Origin of the sequence: Clostridium vincentii (assembly GCF_002995745.1) — a bacterium.
Classification (GTDB): domain Bacteria; phylum Bacillota; class Clostridia; order Clostridiales; family Clostridiaceae; genus Clostridium; species Clostridium vincentii.
In genome coordinates this window covers 1-21,541 of sequence record NZ_PVXQ01000018.1, presented here as the reverse complement: position 1 = coordinate 21,541, position 21,541 = coordinate 1, and the positions used below count along the sequence as shown (strand labels likewise).

The following is a 21,541-nucleotide window of genomic DNA, read 5'->3' as shown; positions in this document are numbered from 1 at the left end:
CATCATGATTACCTATTCATTACTTTATCACACTAAAGCGCTCTGTGCAAGAGTTTAATTTTTATCTGCTAAATATTTGCTATGGAATCTTTTCCCTATACTTTCTATCATAAATAGTACTGGGATTTGAGTAGTTATATCACTGACACCTATTTTTTCCTCTTTAACATAATAAGATATATTTAAGTCTGATATTTTTGCTATAGTACTATTTGAACTATTTGTTATACTTACAATTGTAGAGTTTTCTCTTTTTAAATTGCTTATGTTATTAATGATATCAGCATTTTCACCTGAAACTGATAATACTATAACTACAGAACTTTCACAAAACTTATAATTTGTTGGGAAATAAGGATCATCAATATACATTGCTATTTTCCCTAAAGCACAAAAATATATTGCTGCATACTTACATAATATACCTGAGGTTCCTGAACCAATAAATACAATATTATTAGCCTCATTTATTAAGTCACATATACTATTCATTTTATCATCTATCTCATCATTATCTAATTTCTTTAAAAAATCAATGATTGCGGAAGTATCATTATTAATATCTATACTTTGATTATTTTGTAATTCCATCTTTAATCTTACTTTAAACTCTGAATAACCTTCACAATTTAATTTCTTGCAAAATCTCAATATAGTTGTTGTTGATACATGAGCTTCATCTGCCAATTCTCTAATTGTCATATAGATTACTTTGTCAATATTCTTCATTATATATCTATACAAAGTCAATTCTAACTCATTTAAATTCTTAATAATCTCATAATTAAACATTCTAATTAAACCTTCTTCCAAGGATTTCTAAATTCAGATTATATCAATAATTCGAATCATTTTTATTATAATATATAACAGAAGAGAAGTCTTTATTTTCAAATAAAGACTTCTCTTAAAATACTATTTTATTTTTCTAAGATTTCTAATTTTTCTATTGTATCCTTAAATTGTGGTAAATGTTTTTTATGAGCTAATAGCAATTCATTTAATAAATCCTTAGCTATCTTCCCACTTGGAACTAATGGATTTATTGTAAATGCATGAAGTGCCCTTCCATAATTCCCTGTAACTGCCGCTGATATCGTAGTTTCTTCCATACCCTTCATAAGTTGAACCATTCCTCTAGCTGCCGGTTCAAACCTACCCCAATTAATTGGTTGAGGACCATTTGAAGTTATTATACTTGAAATTTCCACTATTGCATCATATGGTAAATCTTCAATAGCTCCCTTATTTTTTGTACTAACTACCATTTCACTTCTTTTATCATTATATATTGAAGTTATTAATTCACAAGCTGCATCACTATAATGAGTTCCTCCACGTTTTGTTAATTGTTCTGGTTTATAATCAAGCTTTGGATCTTTATATAATTCAAACAGCTTTGCTTCAGTTTGCTTTACTACTTCTGCGCGAGTTCCGTTCTTTTTATATTCCTCTAATTCTGATTCTAGCATATCATCTGTTGCATAATAATATCTGTGATATGGACAAGGTAATATTCCTGAATCCTTAATTTGTTCATAATTAAACTTTATATCCTTAATATTAGCTACTTCAGATTTTCCATCACTTTGGGCAAGTTCTGGATTATACATCTTTTCAATTAATTCAGCAGTTCTTTCATTTCCTTGCTTGTCCCAAACTCTATGCCAGTGGAAATGATTTAATCCTGCAAACTTAAAAAACAACTCTGTTTGAGGAACTTGTAATACCTCTGCACACTTTATAATGCTGTTTATTGGTACATTACATAGTCCAACAGTTCTTTCCCAACCACCATAATTTATAGCAGCTTCTGTTATCATTCCTGCCGGATTTGTAAAATTAACTAACCAAGCATTAGGGCATAACTCCCTCATATCATCTATAATGTCTAAAATCACAGGAATTGTTCTAAAAGCTTTAAACATTCCGCCTGCACCATTAGTCTCTTGTCCAACAATCCCATGGCTTAAAGGAATTCTTTCATCCTTTATTCTTGCAGGTAAAAGACCTACTCTAAACTGAGTTGATACAAAATCTGCATCCTTCAATGCTTCTCGTCTATCAAGAGTTAATTTAACTTCCCAATCTACACCTGCAGCCTTTACCATTCTTTTAGCCATGGCACCAACTATTTCTAATTTTTCTCTTCCTTCTTCAATATCAACAAGCCATAATTCCTTAATAGGCAATTCATCTCTACGCTTAATAAAACCTTCAATTAATTCTGGTGTATAACTTGATCCTCCACCAATAGTAACTATTTTTATCTTTTTCATATTGGGCTACCTCCTATAATAACTAATTTGCTCTTCTTGTATTTAGGATAGCATATGACATAGGCAATTACTTAGGATTCTGCACTTTAGGTACATATCAAAGCCTTTAGGTATTTGTTTTATTATAAAACAATCTGTTTTATATTTTTATGATATGGAAAAGCAAAAAAATACCACAAATTCTTTCGAATAACGTGGTATTTTAATCTTATACTAAACTTTTTCCATTAGTTGAAATTACTTCTTTATACCAATTGAAACTCTTTTTCTTATATCTGTCTAGAGTTCCTGTTCCATCATCATTACGATCTACATAAATGAAACCATAACGCTTTCTAAGTTCTGCAGTTGATGCACTAACAAGATCAATACATCCCCAAGTAGTATATCCCATTACGTCTACTCCATCTTCTATTGCTTTACCTACTTGAACTAAATGATCATTTAAATACTTAATTCTATAATCATCTATTACTGTTTTATTACCATTTTCATCTGTTACTAATTCGTCAATAGCACCTAAGCCATTTTCAACGATGAATAAAGGTTTTTGATAACGATCATATAAAAGATTAAGCATGTAACGTAATCCCTTTGGATCTATTTGCCATCCCCATGCTGAGGCTTCAAGGTATGGATTGGGAACACCTGAAAAAAGATTTCCTTCTGCTGTTTTTAGCTTTTCAGGATCTGCTGTTGCACAAGAACTGACATAGTAGCTAAAAGAAATAAAGTCTACTGTATTCTTAAGTATCTCTTCATCTCCTGGTTCCATAATAATTTTAATGTCATTCTCTTTAAAATATCCATCCATATATTTAGGATATGCTCCTCTTACATGAACATCTGCAAAGTACAAATTTTCTCTATCTTGTTTCATAGCTTCAAGTACATCATCTGGATTAGGTGTCAATGGATAATTTGGCACACCCAAAATCATACATCCAACTTTTGCATTTGGCATAATTTTATGACCAATCTTCACAGCCATTGCACTTGCTACTAATTCATGATGAATTGCTTGATATAAATCTTGTTTTGTTAATTTACTTTTATCTGTAAATATACCACCACTCATATAAGGTTGATTTAGTACTGAATTAATTTCATTAAATGTAAGCCAATATTTTACCTTGTTTTTATATCTTTCAAAAATTGTTGTTACATAATTCTCAAAAAATCCTATTAACTTACGATTTACCCAACCATCATAGTTCTTCGCAAGAGCTAAAGGAGTTTCATAATGAGAAATTGTAACTAGTGGCTCAATACCATATTTTAAACACTCATCAAATAAATCATCATAAAATTGTAACCCCTTTTCATTAGGAGTAACATCATCTCCATTTGGGAATATTCTAGACCATGCAATAGATGTTCTAAATGTTTTAAATCCCATCTCAGCAAATAACTTAACATCTTCTTTATATCTATGATAAAAATCAATACCTATTAATTTCATATTATCATCTGTTGGTTCTTCTGTGATTGGACCTACGATACCTCTTGGTGCAACATCTTGTGTTGATAAACCTTTTCCGTCCTCATTGTATGCTCCTTCACATTGGTTAGCTGCTACTGCGCCTCCCCATAAAAAGTCCTTCTTAAAAGTCATAATAATTTCCTCCTAATTTAACAAATCATTTTTTTTAACAACATCATTATATAATACAAAAATATATATTGCAACAGTTTACAAGTATAATAGAACCTAATTCTATTTTTTTAGACTATTTTATATAGAATTTTAGAACGGCATTTTAACTGCTACAAAATACTCGCTAATTGATTTTTTTCATTATCATACTTTATCAGATAGTTACCAGGTTAATTATATATAGGTATTACTTTATTCTGATCTACTTTATAACTTTTTAGCGAAACATGAAGCTCCTTTTTTGTATTTACGGAAGCAAAGAATACTTCACCTGAGCTCTTAATGTTAAGATTTATCAATTCCTGTAGTAGCCAGGCATCAGATAAATCAAGTCTTGATAATGTCTCCTTGTATATTTCTCCATCAATAATTACAGGGTAAGATAATGATGCAGACTTTTTTGATATATTCATATCTTCTATTGTAACTGAGGTTTTATTATCATTCTTTAATATAGATAGCTTACCGTTTGCTTCAACAATACCTATATATATCTCTTTCATATCAAATACCCCTTGTTCTCTCGTCATCTGAAGAATATTATCTATAGAATAGCTTATTTTTTTAAGATTACTAGGTATGAACTTACCTTCTTGAATAACTATTGTAGGTTCAAAAGTAATCCTATGCCCTAATTTTCTATGCTTAATAACAAGCTTTGAAACTACCTTTTGGAATAATCCAATTAATATAATTGCTACTGCAGTATGGATATGTGGTATTTCAGGATCTGCTATATCAGCACCTACTACTGCACCTAAAATAATTATTATTAAAAAATCAAAAACTGGAAGCTCACCAATAGAACGTTTTCCCATGTATAAGGCAATTCCTAACATTAAAGGTAAGATAGTTAATATTCTTCCTGTAACTATTAAAAGATCCATCATTAATTCCATATCTACACAACTCCTTAAAACCTGATTCATAATGTATTATGTCCTATTCATAATATATTAGGCATAAAAAAAAGAGGGTTACTCCCTCTTATATGGTATAGATAAATTTTATATAGTTTTTAAACACAATTATTTATAATTATTCACCTTTTTCTCATATTTCTACCTAAAATTCTTAAAAATGTCTTTACACAGAACATTAGTTCGCATATAATAGGGATATATTAATAACCCAGGTATTCCCAAAGGATTTTAGATAAAAATTATACATGGAGGTGATATTGTGAGTTTTTTTTGTACTAATTGCACTTTGCATACTGATATAGAGAAGTATAGACTTATGCTAAATGATCTAATAATTAAGAAAAACCACAACTTGCTTGATAAAGAAATAATTGACCTAAGTCAATATTTAGATGTGTTGGTTTGCAAGTGTACACTTTGCAATAAGGATTAGTCTTATACTTTCTTAATCTGCTAATTCTGCACCATTAGTAAATGTAATGTTCCAATTAATTATATATAAAGTATAACAAAAAAAAGAAGAGTATAATCCCTCCTAATTGATTTAAATTTGATATTCTAGTGTTTCTTCTATAATATCACTAAATTTTACATTTCTATACTTACTAAAATCAAGCCACTTATTTGCAAAGACATCATTAATTCCTTTTCCATACTCAAGTTTATATGTTTCTAAGTCTTTTGAAGAAGTCAACTTTATTTCGAATCCATCTTCATTAATACCAGCTATATTCTCATAAGAATACCCTTCCAAGGCTATTACATCCTTTAACTTACCAGCCCTTATTTTAGCAACAAAGTTAGAATGCAATGATATTACATCAAAATCTTCTGTAAAATCATAGCTTTCCCCACGGAAAGGCACAGCTTGCCCAACACTATATTGAACTGATTTTAATGATTTTTTCTTGATTGATGATGATTTAATATCATAATAATATTCATCAAAACAATTTATCTCAAGCTTAATTTCATCTTTTATAAAGCTAGTTCTAATTGCTTCTTTTGACTTTACCGTGTCTGAAATAATTCCGCCACCGCTTACATCATAACCATCTACTATTACAAATCTACCTGTATTTTGGTTATCTGAAAATTTATCAAAACATATTTTTTCCTTAGTCTTTATAGTAACTTCCGCTACATCATTAGTTTTTGCCTCAAGTGCATTTTCATAAGTTCCTAAAGTAGTGGCATCTATAACCTTGTTAAAGGTTACAATTTCACATTCCACTTCTTGAGTTACTAACTTTATCTTGTACTTTTTACCTTTTACAAAGTTGTTTTTTCCCATCCAAAATATATTAGCTTTAAAAACATCTGCAATAATAGGCGGATTTTTCTTATGCGAGATTACTTCTCCCCTTTTATTGAAAAATTCATTTTCAAAAGTAATACCTACTGACATACCGGCACTTACAGTTTGTGTTTTGTCCTTTTCTACATAATATTCAATATTCTTAATCTTCGTAGTTTTATTATCTGGAGAAATAAGAATTTCATCTCCAATGTTAAGGGTACCTGCTTCTATTCTTCCTGCAATTATTCTTCTATTATCAAACTTATATACATCTTGTATAGGTAGTCTTAAAGGTTTTACTTCAAGTCCAGTTTCTTGAGTGAATTGATCTAAGCCTTCAAGAACAGTTTCTCCCGTGTACCAAGATAATTTGTCTGATTTTGAAGTTAAATTCTCACCGTAAAATGCTGAAATAGGAATATATTTTGAAGGATAAACATTTAAATTTCCTAAAAATTCATTCATTTGTTTCTTTATTGAATTAAACTTTTCTTCATTATAATCAATAAGATCTATCTTATTTACTACCACATAGACTTGCTTAATACCTAATAAAGAAAGTATATAACCATGTCTTTTAGATTGCTCTTGAATTCCTTCTTGAGCATCTATTATCAAAAGTGCAGCTTCCGCGCTGGCCGCTCCTGTAATCATGTTTTTAAGAAATTCCACATGCCCTGGAGCATCTATAATTACGTAATCTCTCTTGTCCGTATGAAATTGAAGAGATGTTGTATCAATCGTTATTCCTTGTTTTTGTTCTTCTTCAAAAGCATCTAATAGATATGCATATTCAAAGGGTTTACCTTTTTCTTTAGCAATTTTCTTAACTCTATCAATAGCGCCTTCTGGCAGTGATTTTGTATCATAAAGCAATCTTCCGATTACTGTAGACTTGCCATGGTCTACGTGTCCTACTGTAACTATTCTTAATACTTCTCTATTGTTTTCCATTAGTAACACCCCTTTCTTACATATATCCATCTTTACGAAGTTTTTGCATTGCATAAGCATCTTCTTGATCTTGAGCCCTACCTGCTCTTTCACCGGTTGTAGTATTTTTTAATTCTTCAATAATCTCATCTATGTTGCTGGCAGTAGATTTTATCTTACCAGTACATTCTGCACAACCTAAACTTCTATATCTTTCGCCATCTTTAGCAAAATATAAATCTATAATTGGAATGTTTTCTCTTTGTATATAAGCCCATATATCAATTTCATTCCAATGAAGAATAGGATGAACTCTAATATGATTTCCTTTTGGAAAATCTGTTTTAAATTGATCCCAAAGTTCTGGTGCTTGATTAGTGTAATCCCATTCTGAGTCCTTATTTCTTTCACTAAATACTCTTTCCTTTGAACGAGAACCTTCCTCGTCACTTCTTATTCCTAGAATTAACCCATCAAATTCATATTTTGTAACTACTTGTTGAAGTCCATCAGTTTTTAGAGCTTTACAGCAATTTAGTCTTCCTCGACTTGGTCCCATTCCTTGATCTATAGCTTCTTGATTTGTATGTACTATAAGATCAAGATCAAATTCCTTAGCAATTTTATCTCTATATTCAATCATTGCAGGAATTTTATGCTTTGTATCTACATGAATAAAAGGGAATGGACAATGTCCAAAGAACGCCTTCTTAGCTAGCCATAGTAGTACTGTTGAATCCTTTCCGATTGACCATAACATTCCAAGCTTACCTAATTTTTTATACGATTCTCTTAATATGAAAATGCTTTCTGCTTCTAGTGTATCTAAATGATCCATGATTTTTTGCCCCCTTAATATTTATTAGCTTCTGTTTCATTTGTTGTTATAATTATCTCTTCTTTATTAGGCTTAACAATGTGCCAATAGAGAATATTTTTTTCCTTTTTAGTATTGAAGTAAGTTCCTTTGCCTCCAATATCTGCTCCAAGATAATAGTTTATAGCTTGGACCGGACATTCTTTAACACAAGCGGTACAACCCCAACACTCATCTGGAAATTTTATAAAAGCTTTTGAGTCATCTCTTTTACATATAAGATTTCCAGGACAAGCTTCAAGGCATTTACCGCAACCTATACACTTTTGTCGATCTATTTTAATGCTCATAGACTTCATCCCTCTTTATTAAATTTCTGAGTATTACATCAACCTTGCCATCTTTATATATTGTATTTACATATTTAAGTAGGCTGTCATCTTTTTCTTGATAGTCTGCATTTTCACCGTAGCACTTCCACCTAGTTTCTTTTCTTGCTAGAAGATGAACTATTAAAACTTTACAAACATACAGTCTATCAATAACTTCAAATATCTGAAGAAGTTCTCTCATATCCTTAGCTTTCAATCTATTAGACAAGACTAAAAGTTCCTCAATCTTCGCCCTAGCTATGTGCAATTTTGTGGAATTAAAAACATAATTCTTAGATATTCCACCTGCATATTCATCCATTACCTTTTGCATTGCCTCTTCAACTTGGTTTATAGAAAACATACTATCCTCATTTTTAAGAAAATTTTCTAAAAACATAGCTTTAGAACTGATAACATCTGGTTCTATTAACTGTCTTTTCTTATTTTTTATAAATTCAATTGCTGCCTCAGCTGCAATCTCACCTTCTACAAAACAGCCAGTTACATATTTTTTAGGACTTCCTCCTGCTACATCTCCAGCTGCATACAAGCCGGAAACAGTTGTAGCTCGTTTAGTATCTACCCAATATCCACTGGCAGAATGTCCACCAACTATATAAGGTTCTGTACCTTCTATCTCTAGATTTTCTACACTAGGACCCTTACCATCCTCAATCCATTTTAAAGTTTGAGCTGGAGCCATATTAAGATAAGCCTTATAAAGTTCTTCTTCTACCTCTTTGGAAATACCCTTAGTTTTTAAATAACAAGGGCCTAACCCTTTTTTATTTTCCTCTACAGTTGCAAATAATCTTATTGTAGTTAGAGGTTTGCCATAATTTTTAACATACTCTTGTTTCTTAGCATTAACTTGCACTGCACCAACACCTTGGGCAACAGTACCTGTAGGAGCTATGGTATCTTTACATCTTAGTGCTATAAATCTCATTTCAAAGGAGGTCATCTCAGCACCAGCTCTTATTCCCATAGCATAACCTGCCCCAGTATTAAAGGGTGAATACCACATCTTATGTTTAGAAAATCCAGGATTATTAGGTTTATATAAGCCAGACGCGCCACCAGTTGTGCAAATAACTGCCTTAGAGTAGATTACATAGAAAATGTTTTCTTCTATACTGAAGCCATAAGCCCCAATAACTTGGTTATCTTTAACGATGTAATCTATTATATTTACCTTATTTAAAACCTTTATGTTTTCTTTTAAACCTACTTGTTTTGCAAGAAGAGGTTTTATGTTTTCTCCATTAATTTTAATACTTCTTTTGCCACGAGTAACATATTTACCTTGTTCATTCTTTAAGATAGTAAGTCCTAAATTCTCCATATTCTTTGTAACCTTATTTAAATTTTTAGCAATAGAATATACAAGATCTTCTCGTATAATCCCCTCAGCTTCCTTTTTTACAAAGTCCACAAAGTCCTCTGGAGTAGATCCTTCATTAATATAAGCATTAATTGCATTAACTCCTGCAGCTAAACATCCACTTCTTTTTATATTCGCCTTATCCACTACTATAATGTCCACATCTTGTTTTTCACTTAAGGTTAATGCAGCGTAGCAACCAGCAGTGCCTCCACCAACAACTATTACATCCGTTTCCAATATTTTTATTTCTAGTTTCATAGTTGCCTCCTTATTTATGATCTTCTTCAGTAGTATCAGATCCCAAATATGCTTTTATACTTTCTACACATTCTTCAATACTTTGGGTATCAGTATGCACTGTTATTTCTGGATTTTCAGGCTTTTCATAAGGTGAAGTGATTCCTGTGAAATTTTTTATTTCACCTGCTCTAGCCTTTTTATACAAGCTTTTAGGATCTCTTTTTTCACATTCCTCAAGGGGACAATCTACGAATATTTCAACAAAATCCTCACCAAGTGTTTTTCTAATAATTTCTCTATCTTCTTTTAGTGGAGATATAAAACATGCAAGAAGAAGAATACCACCATCAATAAATAGCTTTCCGATTTCACCTATTCGCCTTATATTCTCTTTTCTATCTTCAATTGAAAATCCAAGATCTGAATTTATACCACAACGAACATTATCTCCATCAAGTAGATAAGTCAATTTACCAGATTCATTTAAACTTTTATCCAAAGCGTTCGCTACTGTGGATTTCCCAGAGCCCGATAATCCGGTAAACCATAATAATTTTGATTTTTGATTCAATAGTTTTTCTCTATCAACTCTTGTAACATTAGTACTATGCCAGGTAAGATTCTCTGTTGCCATTTTATATTCACCTCAATCAATTTTTTATGTTCTATCAAGACCCCATCTATGTCTCATGTTTTTCTCTAATCTTTCAAATATAAGTTTATCAACTAATAATCCAAGAACTATTATTGTTATCATAACTGCTACAACTTGACTAATATCAGCTAAATCACGACCTACCATTAATACTTGACCTAACCCCTTTGTAGCAGAAAGCATTTCGCCTGCCATAAGAGCTCTCCATGCAAAAGACCAACCCTGCTTTAACCCACTAACTATATCAGGCAAAGCTGCAGGTAAAATTACCTGAGTATAAATTTTACCGCCTTTAGCTCCCATAGTTTTAGCAGCTCTTATGTATAACGGATTTACATTTTTTATTGCATATTTAACCCCTATAGCTACAGCAAAGGTAGAACCAATTACGATTACAAAGATAATGGAACCCTCACTTAATCCAAACCATAAAATAGCAAAAGGTAGCCAACAAATGCTTGGTAATGTCTGAAGTCCTAAAATTAATGGCCCTACATTTTCTTCTAAATATTTGAATTTAGCAATTGCAAATCCAATAGTAACTCCTATTACTATTGAAATAGAATATCCCATTACAATTCTTTTCATACTTGCACCAATTGCTACACTCATTGTATTATCTTTTATTAGCCCTATTAAAGTACTAAAAACATCTATAGGTGATGGAAAAACATAGGGTTTACAAATTCCTAGAATATCTACCCCTAGTTTATATATCCCCTCCCATATTAGAATCATTAGAATATAGAACAGAATCTTCTTTAATATTCCAACCACCATCGTATTCTGCTTTTGCAACCTTCTCCACCTCCTCTTTTAATGCTTTCATTATCTTACCAGTATAATAAGAAATATCACGACTTTCCATTTGTCTTGGCCTAGGTAACTCTATAATAAATTCCTGCTTTATTCTACCAGGGCCAGCTGCCATTACTACAACTCTATTTGCTAGATAAACAGCTTCCTCTGCATTATGAGTAATAAAAACAATAGTCTTTTTAGTTTCCACCCATATACGTTGCAATTCTAACTGTAAAATCATTTTAGTCTGACTATCAAGAGCTGCAAAGGGTTCATCCATAAGCAATACTTCAGAATCAAGGGAAAGGGCTCTAGCTAAGGCAACTCTTTGCTTCATTCCGCCTGAAAGCTCATGTACATAAGAATTCTGAAACTTTGAAAGATGTACCATCTTTAAATATCCTATAGCTTTCTCTTTTCTAATTTCCTTTGGTATTCCAGCCATCTTCATACCAAACTCTACATTATCTATTACCTTAAGCCATGGAAATAAGGCTGCCTCTTGAAACATTACTGTTCTATCTGGCCCAGGGCCCGTTATTTCATTGCCATTAAGTATGACCACACCTGAGGTTGCATCTTCAAGTCCTGCTATAATATTTAAAACAGTAGATTTTCCACAGCCTGATGGTCCTAATATGCATACGAACTCACCCTTCTTTATTTCTAAATTAAAATTTTCAAGGGTAGTTGTTTTTTTATATTTTGTATTAAACTCCTTGCTTACATCCTTAAGAATTAGGCTCAACTTTATCACCTCCACTATTCGATTTGATCTAGGCCTTTTTCCTTTAAGACTTTATTTAGAATACTAAAATTAACTAAATCCGTTGTATCTGGATCTGATTTTAAGAATCCTTCATCAACTGAAAGTTTAACAAACTCCAGTATTGAATCTTTCTGTGGATTATTTGTAACTGTTAATCTGTTAAAGGCAGAATCTAAAATATCATCTGGTATTGCCTTATTAGTTAATTCAGTAATTTGTTTATTGACTATGTCCTTAGCCTCTTCTGGATTTAGCTTAATATAATCAGTTAACTCTACATGATTTCTTATAAAATCCTCAACAATTTTAGGATGTTCTTCTAAAAATTCAGTTCTTACAACTACTACTGCTGTAGTGTATTGTCCATCTCTTAGTAAATCCTTATAATCTAAAATAATATTTGCTTTTGCATCTTTAATAAGTCTAGATCCCCAAGGTTCTGGGACAAGTGCTGCATCAACCTCACCCTTTTGTATCAGAGTTAAGATATCTGCATTTGACGCTTGTAGTACTTCAACTGTTCCACCCTTTGTTGTATCGGAAAGTCCATTTTTAGATAATATATTTCTAAGAGTTAAATCTTGAGTGTTTCCAAACTGTGGGATTGCAATTGTCTTGCCACTCAAATCTTTTAGATCCTTAATAACTAAACCTTCCTTTGATATAAATATTGCTCCTGCATCTGTTGCTCCTGCAATAATTTGAAGATCACCCTTTGATTTTGCATATCCATTAATTGCTGGTCCAGGTCCTATGTAAGCTATATCAATAGCCCCTGCAAAAAGTGCTTCTATTTCGGATGGCCCTGCATTAAATAAATTCCAATCTATTTTGTTTGTTTCACCAATAGCAGTTTGAAAGCTCCCTTGGTCTTTTCCTACAAGAGCTTGTGAATGTGTTATGTTTGGAAAATATCCAACTCTAACATCAATATTTTCTTCCACCGTAGCAACTGATTCAGTGTTTTCTGTTTCCTTAGGTGAGCAACCTATTAAACTCCCCATTAATACTATTCCTAATAATGCCATGGAAATTTTCACAATCTTTTTGCTTTGCATTTTAGCCCCTCCTTTATCCAATAGTAATCATATATGCTTTTGTTGTTATTATATTATCATGGTATTCCTATAATGTCTATATGTTTTATAAAGTTTTCCAAAAGGGGATAAAAAAAGAAGAGTATCTCTACTCTTCCTAATAAATAATTGTTTTTGATTTATTATGTAATCTATTCTAATCTATTCATCTTCTCAAAAACTTTTTCAACACATGATATAGTCTTATCAATATCTTTTATCGTATGTTCATTTGATAAGAAAAACGCTTCATACTGCGATGGAGGGAAAAACAGCCCAAGGTTTAACATTTCTTTATAAAACCTTGCAAAAGCTTTTTCATCTGACGTCTTAGCTTCACTAAAATTAGTTACTTTAGTCCGTGTGAAGAATAAGGTCATCATAGATCCAACCCTATTTACTGTAGCATCAATTTTATATTTATCTATTAAAAGGTTAATTCCATTCTCTAAGCGATCTCCTAACTCCTCAAGATATAAGTACACCTTTGGATTATCTTTTAAATATTTCAGTGTAGTTATTCCAGCAGTCATTGCTATAGGATTCCCTGACAAAGTACCTGCTTGGTAGACATCCCCTAGTGGAGATAACCTCTCCATAATTTCTTTTTTGCCACCAAAGGCACCTATTGGCATTCCGCCACCAATTATTTTACCAAGGCAAATTAAATCTCCTTCTATTTTATAAAGCTTTTGAGCTCCACCAATACTAACTCTAAAGCCAGTCATTACTTCATCTACTATTAAAACCACTCCGTACTCTTTAGTTATTTCTCTTAATCTTTTCATAAAGTCAAAATTACCAGGTACAACTCCCATATTTCCAGAAACTAATTCAACTATTACAGCCGCTATATCCTTACCGCTAGTTTTAAATAACTCTTCAAGTTGCTCAAAGTCATTATAATTTAAGACTAATGTATTCTCTATAATACTATCTGGAACTCCACTACTACTTGAAATACCTTGTGTAGCAATACCTGAGCCTGCTTGAACTAAAAGAGAATCTCCATGTCCATGATAGTTCCCTACAAATTTCACTATTTTATCTCGCTTTGTATATCCTCTAGCTAATCTAATTGCACTCATAGTTGCTTCTGTACCAGAGTTTACCATCCTTAACATTTCAATTGAAGGCAGTAATTCTTTTATTAACACGGCCATCTCAAGCTCTTTTTTTGTTGCAGCTCCAAAACTTAATGAGTCCTCTAAAGCCTTCACTATCTCCTTTTTAACAATTGGGTTATTGTGACCTAATATCATGGGACCATAGGATCCGATAAAATCAATTAATTCATTTCCATCTTCATCAAATATGTGCCCTTTATCTGCTCTTTTTATAATCAAAGGATTAACTCCTACTGCTTTTCCAGCTCTTACAGGACTATTAACTCCTCCAGGAATATGTTTTTCACTTTCTTTAAATAACTTATCTGAATTAGTTGTTATCAATATATTCACCTCGCATAATTCTAGCTGCATCCTTGGCAAAATAGGTTATTATGATATCAGCTCCAGCTCTTTTCATAGAGTACAAAGTTTCCATAATCATTTTACCTTCATCAATAAGGCCTGCTTTTGCTGCCATTTTTACCATAGCATATTCTCCACTTACATTATAAACAGCAATAGGCAAATTAAATTTACCCTTCAAACTGTACACTACATCTAAATAACTCATAGCCGGTTTCACCATAATAATATCAGCACCTTCTTCAACATCCCAGGTTGCCTCTTTAATAGCTTCACGTCCGTTACAAAAATCCATTTGATAAGTCTTTCTATCCCCAAATTGAGGACAAGACTTTGCCGCATCTCTAAATGGGCCATAAAAAGCTGATGAAAATTTCACTGAATAAGACATTATGGCTATATCCTCAAAACCTTGCTTATCAAGAGCATTTCTTATAAACCCAACTCTACCATCCATCATATCTGATGGAGCAATAATATCAACCCCAGCTTTTGCATGAGATAAAGCGATTTTTCCTAATAATTCTAATGTCTTATCATTGTCTACTTCATTATTTTCATAAACACCACAATGGCCGTGGGAAGTATATTCACAAAGACAAACATCTGTTACTACTAGTACCTGTTTAAATTCTTTTTTTATCTCTCTAACTGCTCTTTGAACTACTCCATTTTCTGCATAAGCCTCAGATCCAAGCTCATCTTTTTTATCAGGAAGTCCAAATAAAATTACTGAATTAATTCCTAAATGGACTAATTCTTTTATTTCTTCATTTAATCTATCTACAGAATAGTAAAATTGACCTTCCATTGATGGTATAGATTCTTTTTTACCCTTTCCCTCTACAACAAAAATAGGATAAATAAAATCATCTACACTTAAAGAATTTTCTCGAACCATTGATCTAATTACACTATTTCGTCTTAATCGTCTTCCTCTATGAATCATATTTTTTACCTTCTTTCTTATAATAACGCTAAAATAGTATTTAACATTCCCTCATCATTATGAGGATTAGCCACTTTAATATTTTTAATATTTCTATTTGTCAATTCAAGTTTAGTAGTAGTACCTACTGTAACAAAAATCTTTTTTGTAAGGTCTATATCCACACTGCTCTCTTCTAAAAATTTAAAAAAACTCTTTATAGCCGAGGGGCTATGAAATGTTATAATATCAGCATCGCAAACCTTATGTAACTCCCTTGGAGAAATTTCTAACATAGCAGTACTATAGGCATCTACTACATCTACCTTATTACAATACTTTTCCAAGTCTTTATATTTCGTCTTTTCACTTATATCTGACACGATAATCAAAATCTTCTCTTCTTTTTTAACAGTATTCTTTAACAGGTCTATAAAACCTAATGAAGATGATCCATCGTAAACTAATTCAGCATTTAAATAATATTTCTCAATTTTATTCTTAGTAATTTCCCCCATGGAGATTATCTTAAGCTTGCCTAAACCTCGAATATCTTTTTTATATAACATAAATTCCTGAGTAAAATATTCTACTCCTTTAGCACTATTAAAAACTAAGTAATCATAATTAGAGATATTATCAAATACCTTAAATAATTTAGTCTTATCTTCTATAGGCTTAAAATCTATAGTATCTATACAATGAACTCTGGCGCCCTGTTGCTCAAGTTTATCTTTTAAAACAAAATTTTTATCCTTATGTCTAGTGATTAATATCTTCCTTCCAAACATTGGTTTTGATTCAAACCAATTTAAACTTTCTCGAAGATTAACTACTTGACCAACCACAATTAAAGCAGGAGATTTAATCCCCTCTAAGGAATTTTGAATATTTTTCAAAGTATCAGTTACAGTCTTTTGATCACCGTAAGTACCAGTAGATATTAATGCTATAGGAGTCTTTTCATCCATGCCTCCATTAATTAATCCTTCAGAGATTCTTTTAATATTTGAAAGTCCCATATAAAACACCAAAGTTCCCTTTAGTTTTGAAACTACATTAAAATCAATGCTTAACCTATCACTTTCACCTTTCTCATGGCCTGTAAATACATGAATTTCGTTGCTTACACCCCTATGGGTAATTGGTATTCCAGAATAACTTGTAACTCCTGATAAAGAAGAAATTCCAGGTACAACTTCAAAATAAACCTGTCTCTTTTTCAAAAAAATGCCCTCTTCTGAACCACGACCAAATATAAAAGGATCTCCCCCTTTTAATCTAACTACTACTTCTTTTTCCAGAGCTTTATCAAATAGAAGCTGATTTATCTTGTCTTGTGGGAGCATATGCTTACTCGCAGCCTTTCCAACATTAATTAATTCACAAGAGCTTTTACAATAACTTAATAAATTTTCATTAATAAGTCTATCATATACAATTACATCCGCTTCCTTTATAAGCCTTAACGCTTTTTGAGTTATAAGATCCTCAGCTCCAGTTCCCGCACCAACTAAATACACCATTCCAGCCATAATATTCCCTCTTTCTTTATTTTTTCAATTCAAAGGCCAAACTTTGCCCTAGAAGCTGATAATCCTTTGCTTTTCCCTTAACTGTCTTCACTATAAGTCTACCCTCTGGGTCCTCACTATAAAAACCCTTTAATGATAATTCTTCTCCAATAATTTCTCCAAAAGCTCCCATTGCAATACTGCAACTTCCATTAACAGCCTCTAAAAATGATCTTTCCGCCATTATACCTCGTATTTCATTATTTCTATTTTGCTCATGTATTATATTTTTTATAACCATATCATTTGTTCTATATTCAATGCACAAGGCGCCTTGTCCTACAGATGGTATAACCTGATCTATATTGAAATATTCAGTAACTCTACTACTCCAACCCATTCTATTTAGCCCTGCTGCCGCAAGTATTATACCTTGAAACTCTCCCGTCTCAAGTTTCTTTATTCTTGAATCTATATTTCCTCGAACAGGAAGATATATTAAATCACTTCTTAGGTTCCTAAGCTGCATAACTCTTCTTAAACTGCTAGTTCCAATTACAGCGTTCTTAGGCAAATCTGCAAACTTCACATTATCCTTAGAAATCAAAATATCCCTAGGATCCTCACGTTTAAGTAGAGGTGAGATTTCAAAATCACTATCTACAAAAGCTGGAATATCCTTCATGCTATGAACCGCTATATCTATATCCTTATCCCTTAAAGCTTTTTCAATTTCAAGAACAAACAAACCCTTACCACCAATTTTATCTAGAGATCTATCTTGTATTCTATCCCCTGTAGTAGTAATTATTTTAATCTCAAATTCCACATTTTCTAACTTTTTTTTAAGGATATCAATTACCATATTAGTTTGCTTTAATGCTAAAGCACTTCCCCTTGTACCTACAATAATTTTTTCTTGCATTTTTACCTCCTACTAACCCACTAAAGAGTTATCTCTACCTTTAATATATGAGCTATCTTGAGATTTATAATATTTCTTTAATTGACTTTCCATAAGTTCACTGCAATTTTCCATTAACGATACTCTTTCCTTAAGGCTCTCGTTACTTATTTCCTTTAAATCATCTATTACAATTATCTCAATCCCTGAATTCTTTGCAATAGTTGACTCAACATCTCTTGGCATTGCTAGATCTAATATGCACATCTCTTTGCCATTAAAGTTTTTATTAAACTCCTTGTCTTTTATAATAGAATGAGGCGCACTCGTACAAGAAATTATAGTATCAACCTGATCCATAACCGTATATCTATCTTCAAAAGCAATTAATTCAACTTCAATTCCAAGAGACTCACACTCTCTTAAAGTTCTATTAGCTATGTAAATTTTGTCCATTGATTCATTTAATAAATATTTCATTATTATTTTATTCATTTCCCCTAGACCTATAACTAAAGCTTTCTTTCCCTTCAAGGTTTGTAATTTACTTTTCAATAATTTCACTCCTATAGATCCCACAGAGGTTGGAATATTTGAAATACCAGAGCAACTTCTGAATTTTTTCCCAAAAGCTATTGCACATAAAAATAATTTATTTAAATATTTGCTACTACTATGAGCTTCTAATGCCTCAAAATATGCATCCTTTACTTGGCCTAATATTTGATCTTCACCAATTACCATAGATTTAAAACCGCCAGCAACCTCAAATATGTGCCTAACGGCTTCATCCCCTTGTTTAAGCTCTATATTCTTCTCTATTTCTTCAGGAACTAAATGAAATATAGTTTCGAATATCTTTAAGAAATCCTGAAGTTTAGATTCGTCCTCTATTACTCCATAGATTTCACTTCTATTACAAGTTGAAAGTATAATAGTTTCACTTAAAATTTCATTTTCATTAATGAAATCATAACATGCTAGTTTCTTCCTTCCAGTAAAATGAACTTTTTCTCTTATAATTAAATCAGATGTATCAAAATTTATTGATGCAACTACTATCTTAGACATAGAAATTCTCCTCTCAAACCTTTTCAACAATTACTTCATTATAACATAATATAACATAAAACCCACAAAGCTAGCCTTGTGGGTTCCCAATTTTACAGAGTTTTTAAGTATTCATCTAGTTCTTCTCGGACTATATCTTCTCCAAAAAGTTTTAACTTTGTTAAATAATCTCTCTTCATTATAACATTAAAAATCTCTTTTTTCTTAGAATAATCCTTAAATTTCCCCATTACTTCCTGTCGTACATCACCTAAAATATTAAGAAAAGTTTCGTAATCTTCATCATAAATCTTCTCTAAATTTTCCCGAATACATCTACTAAGGGTAGGGCTTTTCCCATTAGTTGATATTGCAATAGTTAAATCCCCTCTTTTGATCTTTGAAGGCACTATGAAACTGCAATTTTTAGGATCATCCACAATATTTACTAATATTCTTCTCTCTGAGCAGTCTCTAAATATCTGATTATTAACCTTGAAATCATTAGTTGAAGCAACTACAATATATATATCTTCAATATAAGATTTGTCATATCTATCCTTAATATAATTAATAACACTATTATCAGCAAGAACTTTTATCTTCTCATTGATATTTGGAGAAACTACAGTAATACTTGCTCCATATTCTATAAGTTCAAATATTTTTCTATGGGCAATGTCTCCCCCACCAACAATCAAACATTTTTTATTCTCTATATTCAACATCATAGGATAATACTTCGCCATTTTTCACACCTCGAATTTCAAAAATACTCTTACTTATAATATCTCATAAAACTGATAAGAATACTATAGTGTATCTGGACTATCTCAATTCATTACGCCTCTTTTTTCTTTGAAATTAAATAGTATGGTATTGCTATAAATACAATACCACCTATTATATTTCCTACTGTTACAATAGATAGATTATACGCATATCCACTAATTGATACAGCTGCACTATGTGGTTCTAATAAAGCAAGGAATAGAAGTGTCATATTTGCAATACTGTGTTCAAATCCAGATGTGATAAATGCAAATAAACACCAAAAAATCATAATTAACTTAGCACTTTCTGATTTGCATTTATATCCAGACCAACTTGCAAGACAAACTAATATATTACATAGAATACCCCTTACAAGTAGTGGTAGGACTTCTACATTCATTTTAGTTACAGCCGTATGTACAATAAACTCCCCAACATGACCATCACTAAGACCAGAACTCCAATATAGAATAGCCAATATGATAGCACCAAGAAAATTTCCTAAATAGCACATAAATGAAAGTTTTATTGCGTCTTTTATAGCAACTGTTTTTCTAGCAATTCCTATAGTCATAACCATAGTATTACCTGTAAACAATTCAGAACCTGCCATAATGACTAAACTCAATGCAATTCCAAAAGATGCTCCCATTAATATTTTTGTATATGGTTCTCCATTTAACAATCCACCAATAGTATATATTAATATAATACCAAAACCTACATACATTCCAGCTAACATTGCAGCAACAAAATATCCTAGTGGATTTGTTTTTAAAAAATTAATCTTACCCTGTGCCGACTTAGCAATTGCACTTATTTCATTATTAAACATGAATTTCCTCCTTTATATCTTCCTTTTCAACTTTAAAAGGAGATGTTTTTTTCTAATTTCAAATATTTCTTATTTACCTTTAGTCCCATATAACCACCTAATATTCCTGTTAAAACAGCTAGTCCTAATCCCACTAAAAGAGCTTCAAAGTTTAAAATCTTATATAGTGCATTACCAGTTATATAATTGCTAATATAAAATGAAGTTAATAGACTTATTCCGTTATAAACTCCCATTGCCAGTACCTGTTTTACCTTTAACCATATAGGCAACAGCATCATAAGATCCGCCAATATACCTGAAACTACTATGGCCAGAGTCATCCAAGGGCTCATTATAATCATAACGCCCCCAAAAACTAAATTTATAAGCGATAATGTACCAAAACGAGGATAACGAATAAGTGGAAACGTCATTACAAATGTTAAATATGGACCCATCATAATAAATTTACTTCCTGGAATAGGAACCAGATTTGATAAGAAGTACAGTATATATCCTCCAACTATCATTGCAGCTGTAAAAATTCCAATGGTAGTTATTTTTCTAGCCATAAATTCCTCCTTGATTATATTTTAAACAAATAAACATTTTCATTTAATTGCCATTATTATATCATATAATAATTATTACTAACTATAAATATTAATGATTTATATTCTCTAATATAATTTAAACAAACAAAATTATGTTAGAAAAAAAGAGCCCCTTAAAGGAGCTCTTCTCTAGTGCGCCCAGCATGGGCGTGCACTAATCGGTGAAAGTCCGTAATGGAGGCTGATAGTGCCAACCATTTAGCTTAAGACAAGGGTGTCCATTGTGAGGTGGAATCTGAAGGAAGTCGGCGGCAAAC

General features: G+C 31.7%; 21 protein-coding genes. 1 reads left to right on the top strand and 20 read right to left on the bottom strand.

Annotated elements, in window-relative coordinates; all coding sequences use genetic code 11:
* Positions 1-54 precede the first annotated feature (54 nt).
* The 4 genes from CLVI_RS09340 to CLVI_RS09325 all read right to left on the bottom strand — a co-directional run bounded on the left by CLVI_RS09340 (position 55) and on the right by CLVI_RS09325 (position 4,835).
* The gene (locus CLVI_RS09340; protein WP_106059864.1) at positions 55-792 is read right to left on the bottom strand and encodes a MurR/RpiR family transcriptional regulator; all 738 of its coding nucleotides are present in this window, start codon (positions 790-792) and stop codon (positions 55-57) included.
* A 128-nt stretch (positions 793-920) separates the two neighbouring features.
* Positions 921-2,279: a 6-phospho-beta-glucosidase gene (locus CLVI_RS09335; RefSeq protein WP_106059863.1), complete on the bottom strand. Its 1,359-nt coding sequence runs from the start codon at positions 2,277-2,279 to the stop codon at positions 921-923.
* Positions 2,280-2,487: 208 nt separating this feature from the next.
* A complete protein-coding gene (locus CLVI_RS09330) occupies positions 2,488-3,894 on the bottom strand; it encodes a glycoside hydrolase family 1 protein (RefSeq protein WP_170065635.1) in 1,407 nt (468 codons plus the stop codon).
* Between the two features lie 212 nt (positions 3,895-4,106).
* Positions 4,107-4,835 (bottom strand): DUF421 domain-containing protein, encoded by a 729-nt coding sequence (locus CLVI_RS09325; RefSeq protein ID WP_106059861.1) that lies wholly within the window; start codon positions 4,833-4,835, stop codon positions 4,107-4,109.
* 283 nt (positions 4,836-5,118) lie between these two features.
* On the opposite strand from CLVI_RS09325, the gene CLVI_RS09320 reads away from it, so the two are divergent.
* The gene (locus CLVI_RS09320; protein WP_106059860.1) at positions 5,119-5,292 is read left to right on the top strand and encodes a Spo0E family sporulation regulatory protein-aspartic acid phosphatase; all 174 of its coding nucleotides are present in this window, start codon (positions 5,119-5,121) and stop codon (positions 5,290-5,292) included.
* Positions 5,293-5,403: 111 nt separating this feature from the next.
* Here CLVI_RS09320 and CLVI_RS09315 read toward each other — a convergent pair whose 3' ends face one another.
* The 16 genes from CLVI_RS09315 to CLVI_RS09240 all read right to left on the bottom strand — a co-directional run bounded on the left by CLVI_RS09315 (position 5,404) and on the right by CLVI_RS09240 (position 21,242).
* Complete coding sequence (locus tag CLVI_RS09315; protein ID WP_106059859.1) at positions 5,404-7,113, bottom strand: sulfate adenylyltransferase subunit 1; 1,710 nt, start codon at positions 7,111-7,113, stop codon at positions 5,404-5,406.
* Between the two features lie 16 nt (positions 7,114-7,129).
* Complete coding sequence (gene cysD, locus CLVI_RS09310; RefSeq protein ID WP_106059858.1) at positions 7,130-7,930, bottom strand: sulfate adenylyltransferase subunit CysD; 801 nt, start codon at positions 7,928-7,930, stop codon at positions 7,130-7,132.
* Positions 7,931-7,944: 14 nt separating this feature from the next.
* Entirely contained in the window at positions 7,945-8,259 is a 315-nt protein-coding gene (locus tag CLVI_RS09305; protein ID WP_106059857.1) for a 4Fe-4S dicluster domain-containing protein, read from the bottom strand.
* Complete coding sequence (locus CLVI_RS09300; protein ID WP_106059856.1) at positions 8,249-9,928, bottom strand: adenylyl-sulfate reductase subunit alpha; 1,680 nt, start codon at positions 9,926-9,928, stop codon at positions 8,249-8,251. The genes CLVI_RS09305 and CLVI_RS09300 overlap by 11 nt, the downstream gene beginning before the upstream one ends.
* A 10-nt stretch (positions 9,929-9,938) precedes the next feature.
* The gene (cysC, locus tag CLVI_RS09295; RefSeq protein WP_106059855.1) at positions 9,939-10,544 is read right to left on the bottom strand and encodes an adenylyl-sulfate kinase; all 606 of its coding nucleotides are present in this window, start codon (positions 10,542-10,544) and stop codon (positions 9,939-9,941) included.
* A 24-nt stretch (positions 10,545-10,568) separates the two neighbouring features.
* On the bottom strand, positions 10,569-11,303 hold the full coding sequence (locus CLVI_RS09290; RefSeq protein ID WP_242980637.1) for an ABC transporter permease: 735 nt from the start codon (positions 11,301-11,303) through the stop codon (positions 10,569-10,571).
* The gene (locus tag CLVI_RS09285; RefSeq protein ID WP_106059853.1) at positions 11,275-12,114 is read right to left on the bottom strand and encodes an ABC transporter ATP-binding protein; all 840 of its coding nucleotides are present in this window, start codon (positions 12,112-12,114) and stop codon (positions 11,275-11,277) included. Before CLVI_RS09285 ends, CLVI_RS09290 begins: the two co-directional genes overlap by 29 nt.
* A gap of 14 nt (positions 12,115-12,128) precedes the next feature.
* Positions 12,129-13,193: an aliphatic sulfonate ABC transporter substrate-binding protein gene (locus CLVI_RS09280; RefSeq protein ID WP_106059852.1), complete on the bottom strand. Its 1,065-nt coding sequence runs from the start codon at positions 13,191-13,193 to the stop codon at positions 12,129-12,131.
* A gap of 170 nt (positions 13,194-13,363) precedes the next feature.
* Positions 13,364-14,692, bottom strand: coding sequence for a glutamate-1-semialdehyde 2,1-aminomutase (hemL, locus tag CLVI_RS09275; protein ID WP_106059851.1), 1,329 nt, complete (start codon positions 14,690-14,692; stop codon positions 13,364-13,366).
* Positions 14,649-15,632 (bottom strand): porphobilinogen synthase, encoded by a 984-nt coding sequence (gene hemB, locus CLVI_RS09270; RefSeq protein WP_106059850.1) that lies wholly within the window; start codon positions 15,630-15,632, stop codon positions 14,649-14,651. The genes hemL and hemB overlap by 44 nt, the downstream gene beginning before the upstream one ends.
* 17 nt (positions 15,633-15,649) lie before the next feature.
* Entirely contained in the window at positions 15,650-17,146 is a 1,497-nt protein-coding gene (gene cobA / locus CLVI_RS09265) for a uroporphyrinogen-III C-methyltransferase (protein WP_106059849.1), read from the bottom strand.
* Positions 17,147-17,162: 16 nt separating this feature from the next.
* A complete protein-coding gene (gene hemC, locus CLVI_RS09260; RefSeq protein ID WP_106059848.1) occupies positions 17,163-18,050 on the bottom strand; it encodes a hydroxymethylbilane synthase in 888 nt (295 codons plus the stop codon).
* Between the two features lie 12 nt (positions 18,051-18,062).
* Entirely contained in the window at positions 18,063-19,100 is a 1,038-nt protein-coding gene (hemA, locus tag CLVI_RS09255) for a glutamyl-tRNA reductase (RefSeq protein WP_106059847.1), read from the bottom strand.
* Between the two features lie 92 nt (positions 19,101-19,192).
* Entirely contained in the window at positions 19,193-19,828 is a 636-nt protein-coding gene (locus tag CLVI_RS09250) for a precorrin-2 dehydrogenase/sirohydrochlorin ferrochelatase family protein (RefSeq protein WP_106059846.1), read from the bottom strand.
* Between the two features lie 92 nt (positions 19,829-19,920).
* Positions 19,921-20,688, bottom strand: a complete 768-nt coding sequence (locus CLVI_RS09245; protein ID WP_106059845.1) for a formate/nitrite transporter family protein — start codon at positions 20,686-20,688, stop codon at positions 19,921-19,923.
* Between the two features lie 32 nt (positions 20,689-20,720).
* Positions 20,721-21,242, bottom strand: a complete 522-nt coding sequence (locus CLVI_RS09240) for a hypothetical protein (RefSeq protein ID WP_106059844.1) — start codon at positions 21,240-21,242, stop codon at positions 20,721-20,723.
* Between the last annotated feature and the right edge of the window lie 299 nt (positions 21,243-21,541).

Excerpts from the sequence above, each read along its gene's own strand:
- CLVI_RS09340 (WP_106059864.1), bottom strand. The coding sequence starts at position 792 with ATGTTTAATTATGAGATTATTAAGAATTTAAATGAGTTAGAATTGACT.
- CLVI_RS09335 (WP_106059863.1), bottom strand. The coding sequence starts at position 2,279 with ATGAAAAAGATAAAAATAGTTACTATTGGTGGAGGATCAAGTTATACA.
- CLVI_RS09330 (WP_170065635.1), bottom strand. The coding sequence starts at position 3,894 with ATGACTTTTAAGAAGGACTTTTTATGGGGAGGCGCAGTAGCAGCTAAC.
- CLVI_RS09325 (WP_106059861.1), bottom strand. The coding sequence starts at position 4,835 with ATGGAATTAATGATGGATCTTTTAATAGTTACAGGAAGAATATTAACT.
- CLVI_RS09315 (WP_106059859.1), bottom strand. The coding sequence starts at position 7,113 with ATGGAAAACAATAGAGAAGTATTAAGAATAGTTACAGTAGGACACGTA.
- cysD (WP_106059858.1), bottom strand. The coding sequence starts at position 7,930 with ATGGATCATTTAGATACACTAGAAGCAGAAAGCATTTTCATATTAAGA.
- CLVI_RS09305 (WP_106059857.1), bottom strand. The coding sequence starts at position 8,259 with ATGAGCATTAAAATAGATCGACAAAAGTGTATAGGTTGCGGTAAATGC.
- CLVI_RS09300 (WP_106059856.1), bottom strand. The coding sequence starts at position 9,928 with ATGAAACTAGAAATAAAAATATTGGAAACGGATGTAATAGTTGTTGGT.
- cysC (WP_106059855.1), bottom strand. The coding sequence starts at position 10,544 with ATGGCAACAGAGAATCTTACCTGGCATAGTACTAATGTTACAAGAGTT.
- CLVI_RS09290 (WP_242980637.1), bottom strand. The coding sequence starts at position 11,303 with ATGATTCTAATATGGGAGGGGATATATAAACTAGGGGTAGATATTCTA.
- CLVI_RS09280 (WP_106059852.1), bottom strand. The coding sequence starts at position 13,193 with ATGCAAAGCAAAAAGATTGTGAAAATTTCCATGGCATTATTAGGAATA.
- hemL (WP_106059851.1), bottom strand. The coding sequence starts at position 14,692 with ATGCAGCTAGAATTATGCGAGGTGAATATATTGATAACAACTAATTCA.
- hemB (WP_106059850.1), bottom strand. The coding sequence starts at position 15,632 with ATGATTCATAGAGGAAGACGATTAAGACGAAATAGTGTAATTAGATCA.
- cobA (WP_106059849.1), bottom strand. The coding sequence starts at position 17,146 with ATGGCTGGAATGGTGTATTTAGTTGGTGCGGGAACTGGAGCTGAGGAT.
- hemC (WP_106059848.1), bottom strand. The coding sequence starts at position 18,050 with ATGCAAGAAAAAATTATTGTAGGTACAAGGGGAAGTGCTTTAGCATTA.
- hemA (WP_106059847.1), bottom strand. The coding sequence starts at position 19,100 with ATGTCTAAGATAGTAGTTGCATCAATAAATTTTGATACATCTGATTTA.
- CLVI_RS09250 (WP_106059846.1), bottom strand. The coding sequence starts at position 19,828 with ATGGCGAAGTATTATCCTATGATGTTGAATATAGAGAATAAAAAATGT.
- CLVI_RS09245 (WP_106059845.1), bottom strand. The coding sequence starts at position 20,688 with ATGTTTAATAATGAAATAAGTGCAATTGCTAAGTCGGCACAGGGTAAG.
- CLVI_RS09240 (WP_106059844.1), bottom strand. The coding sequence starts at position 21,242 with ATGGCTAGAAAAATAACTACCATTGGAATTTTTACAGCTGCAATGATA.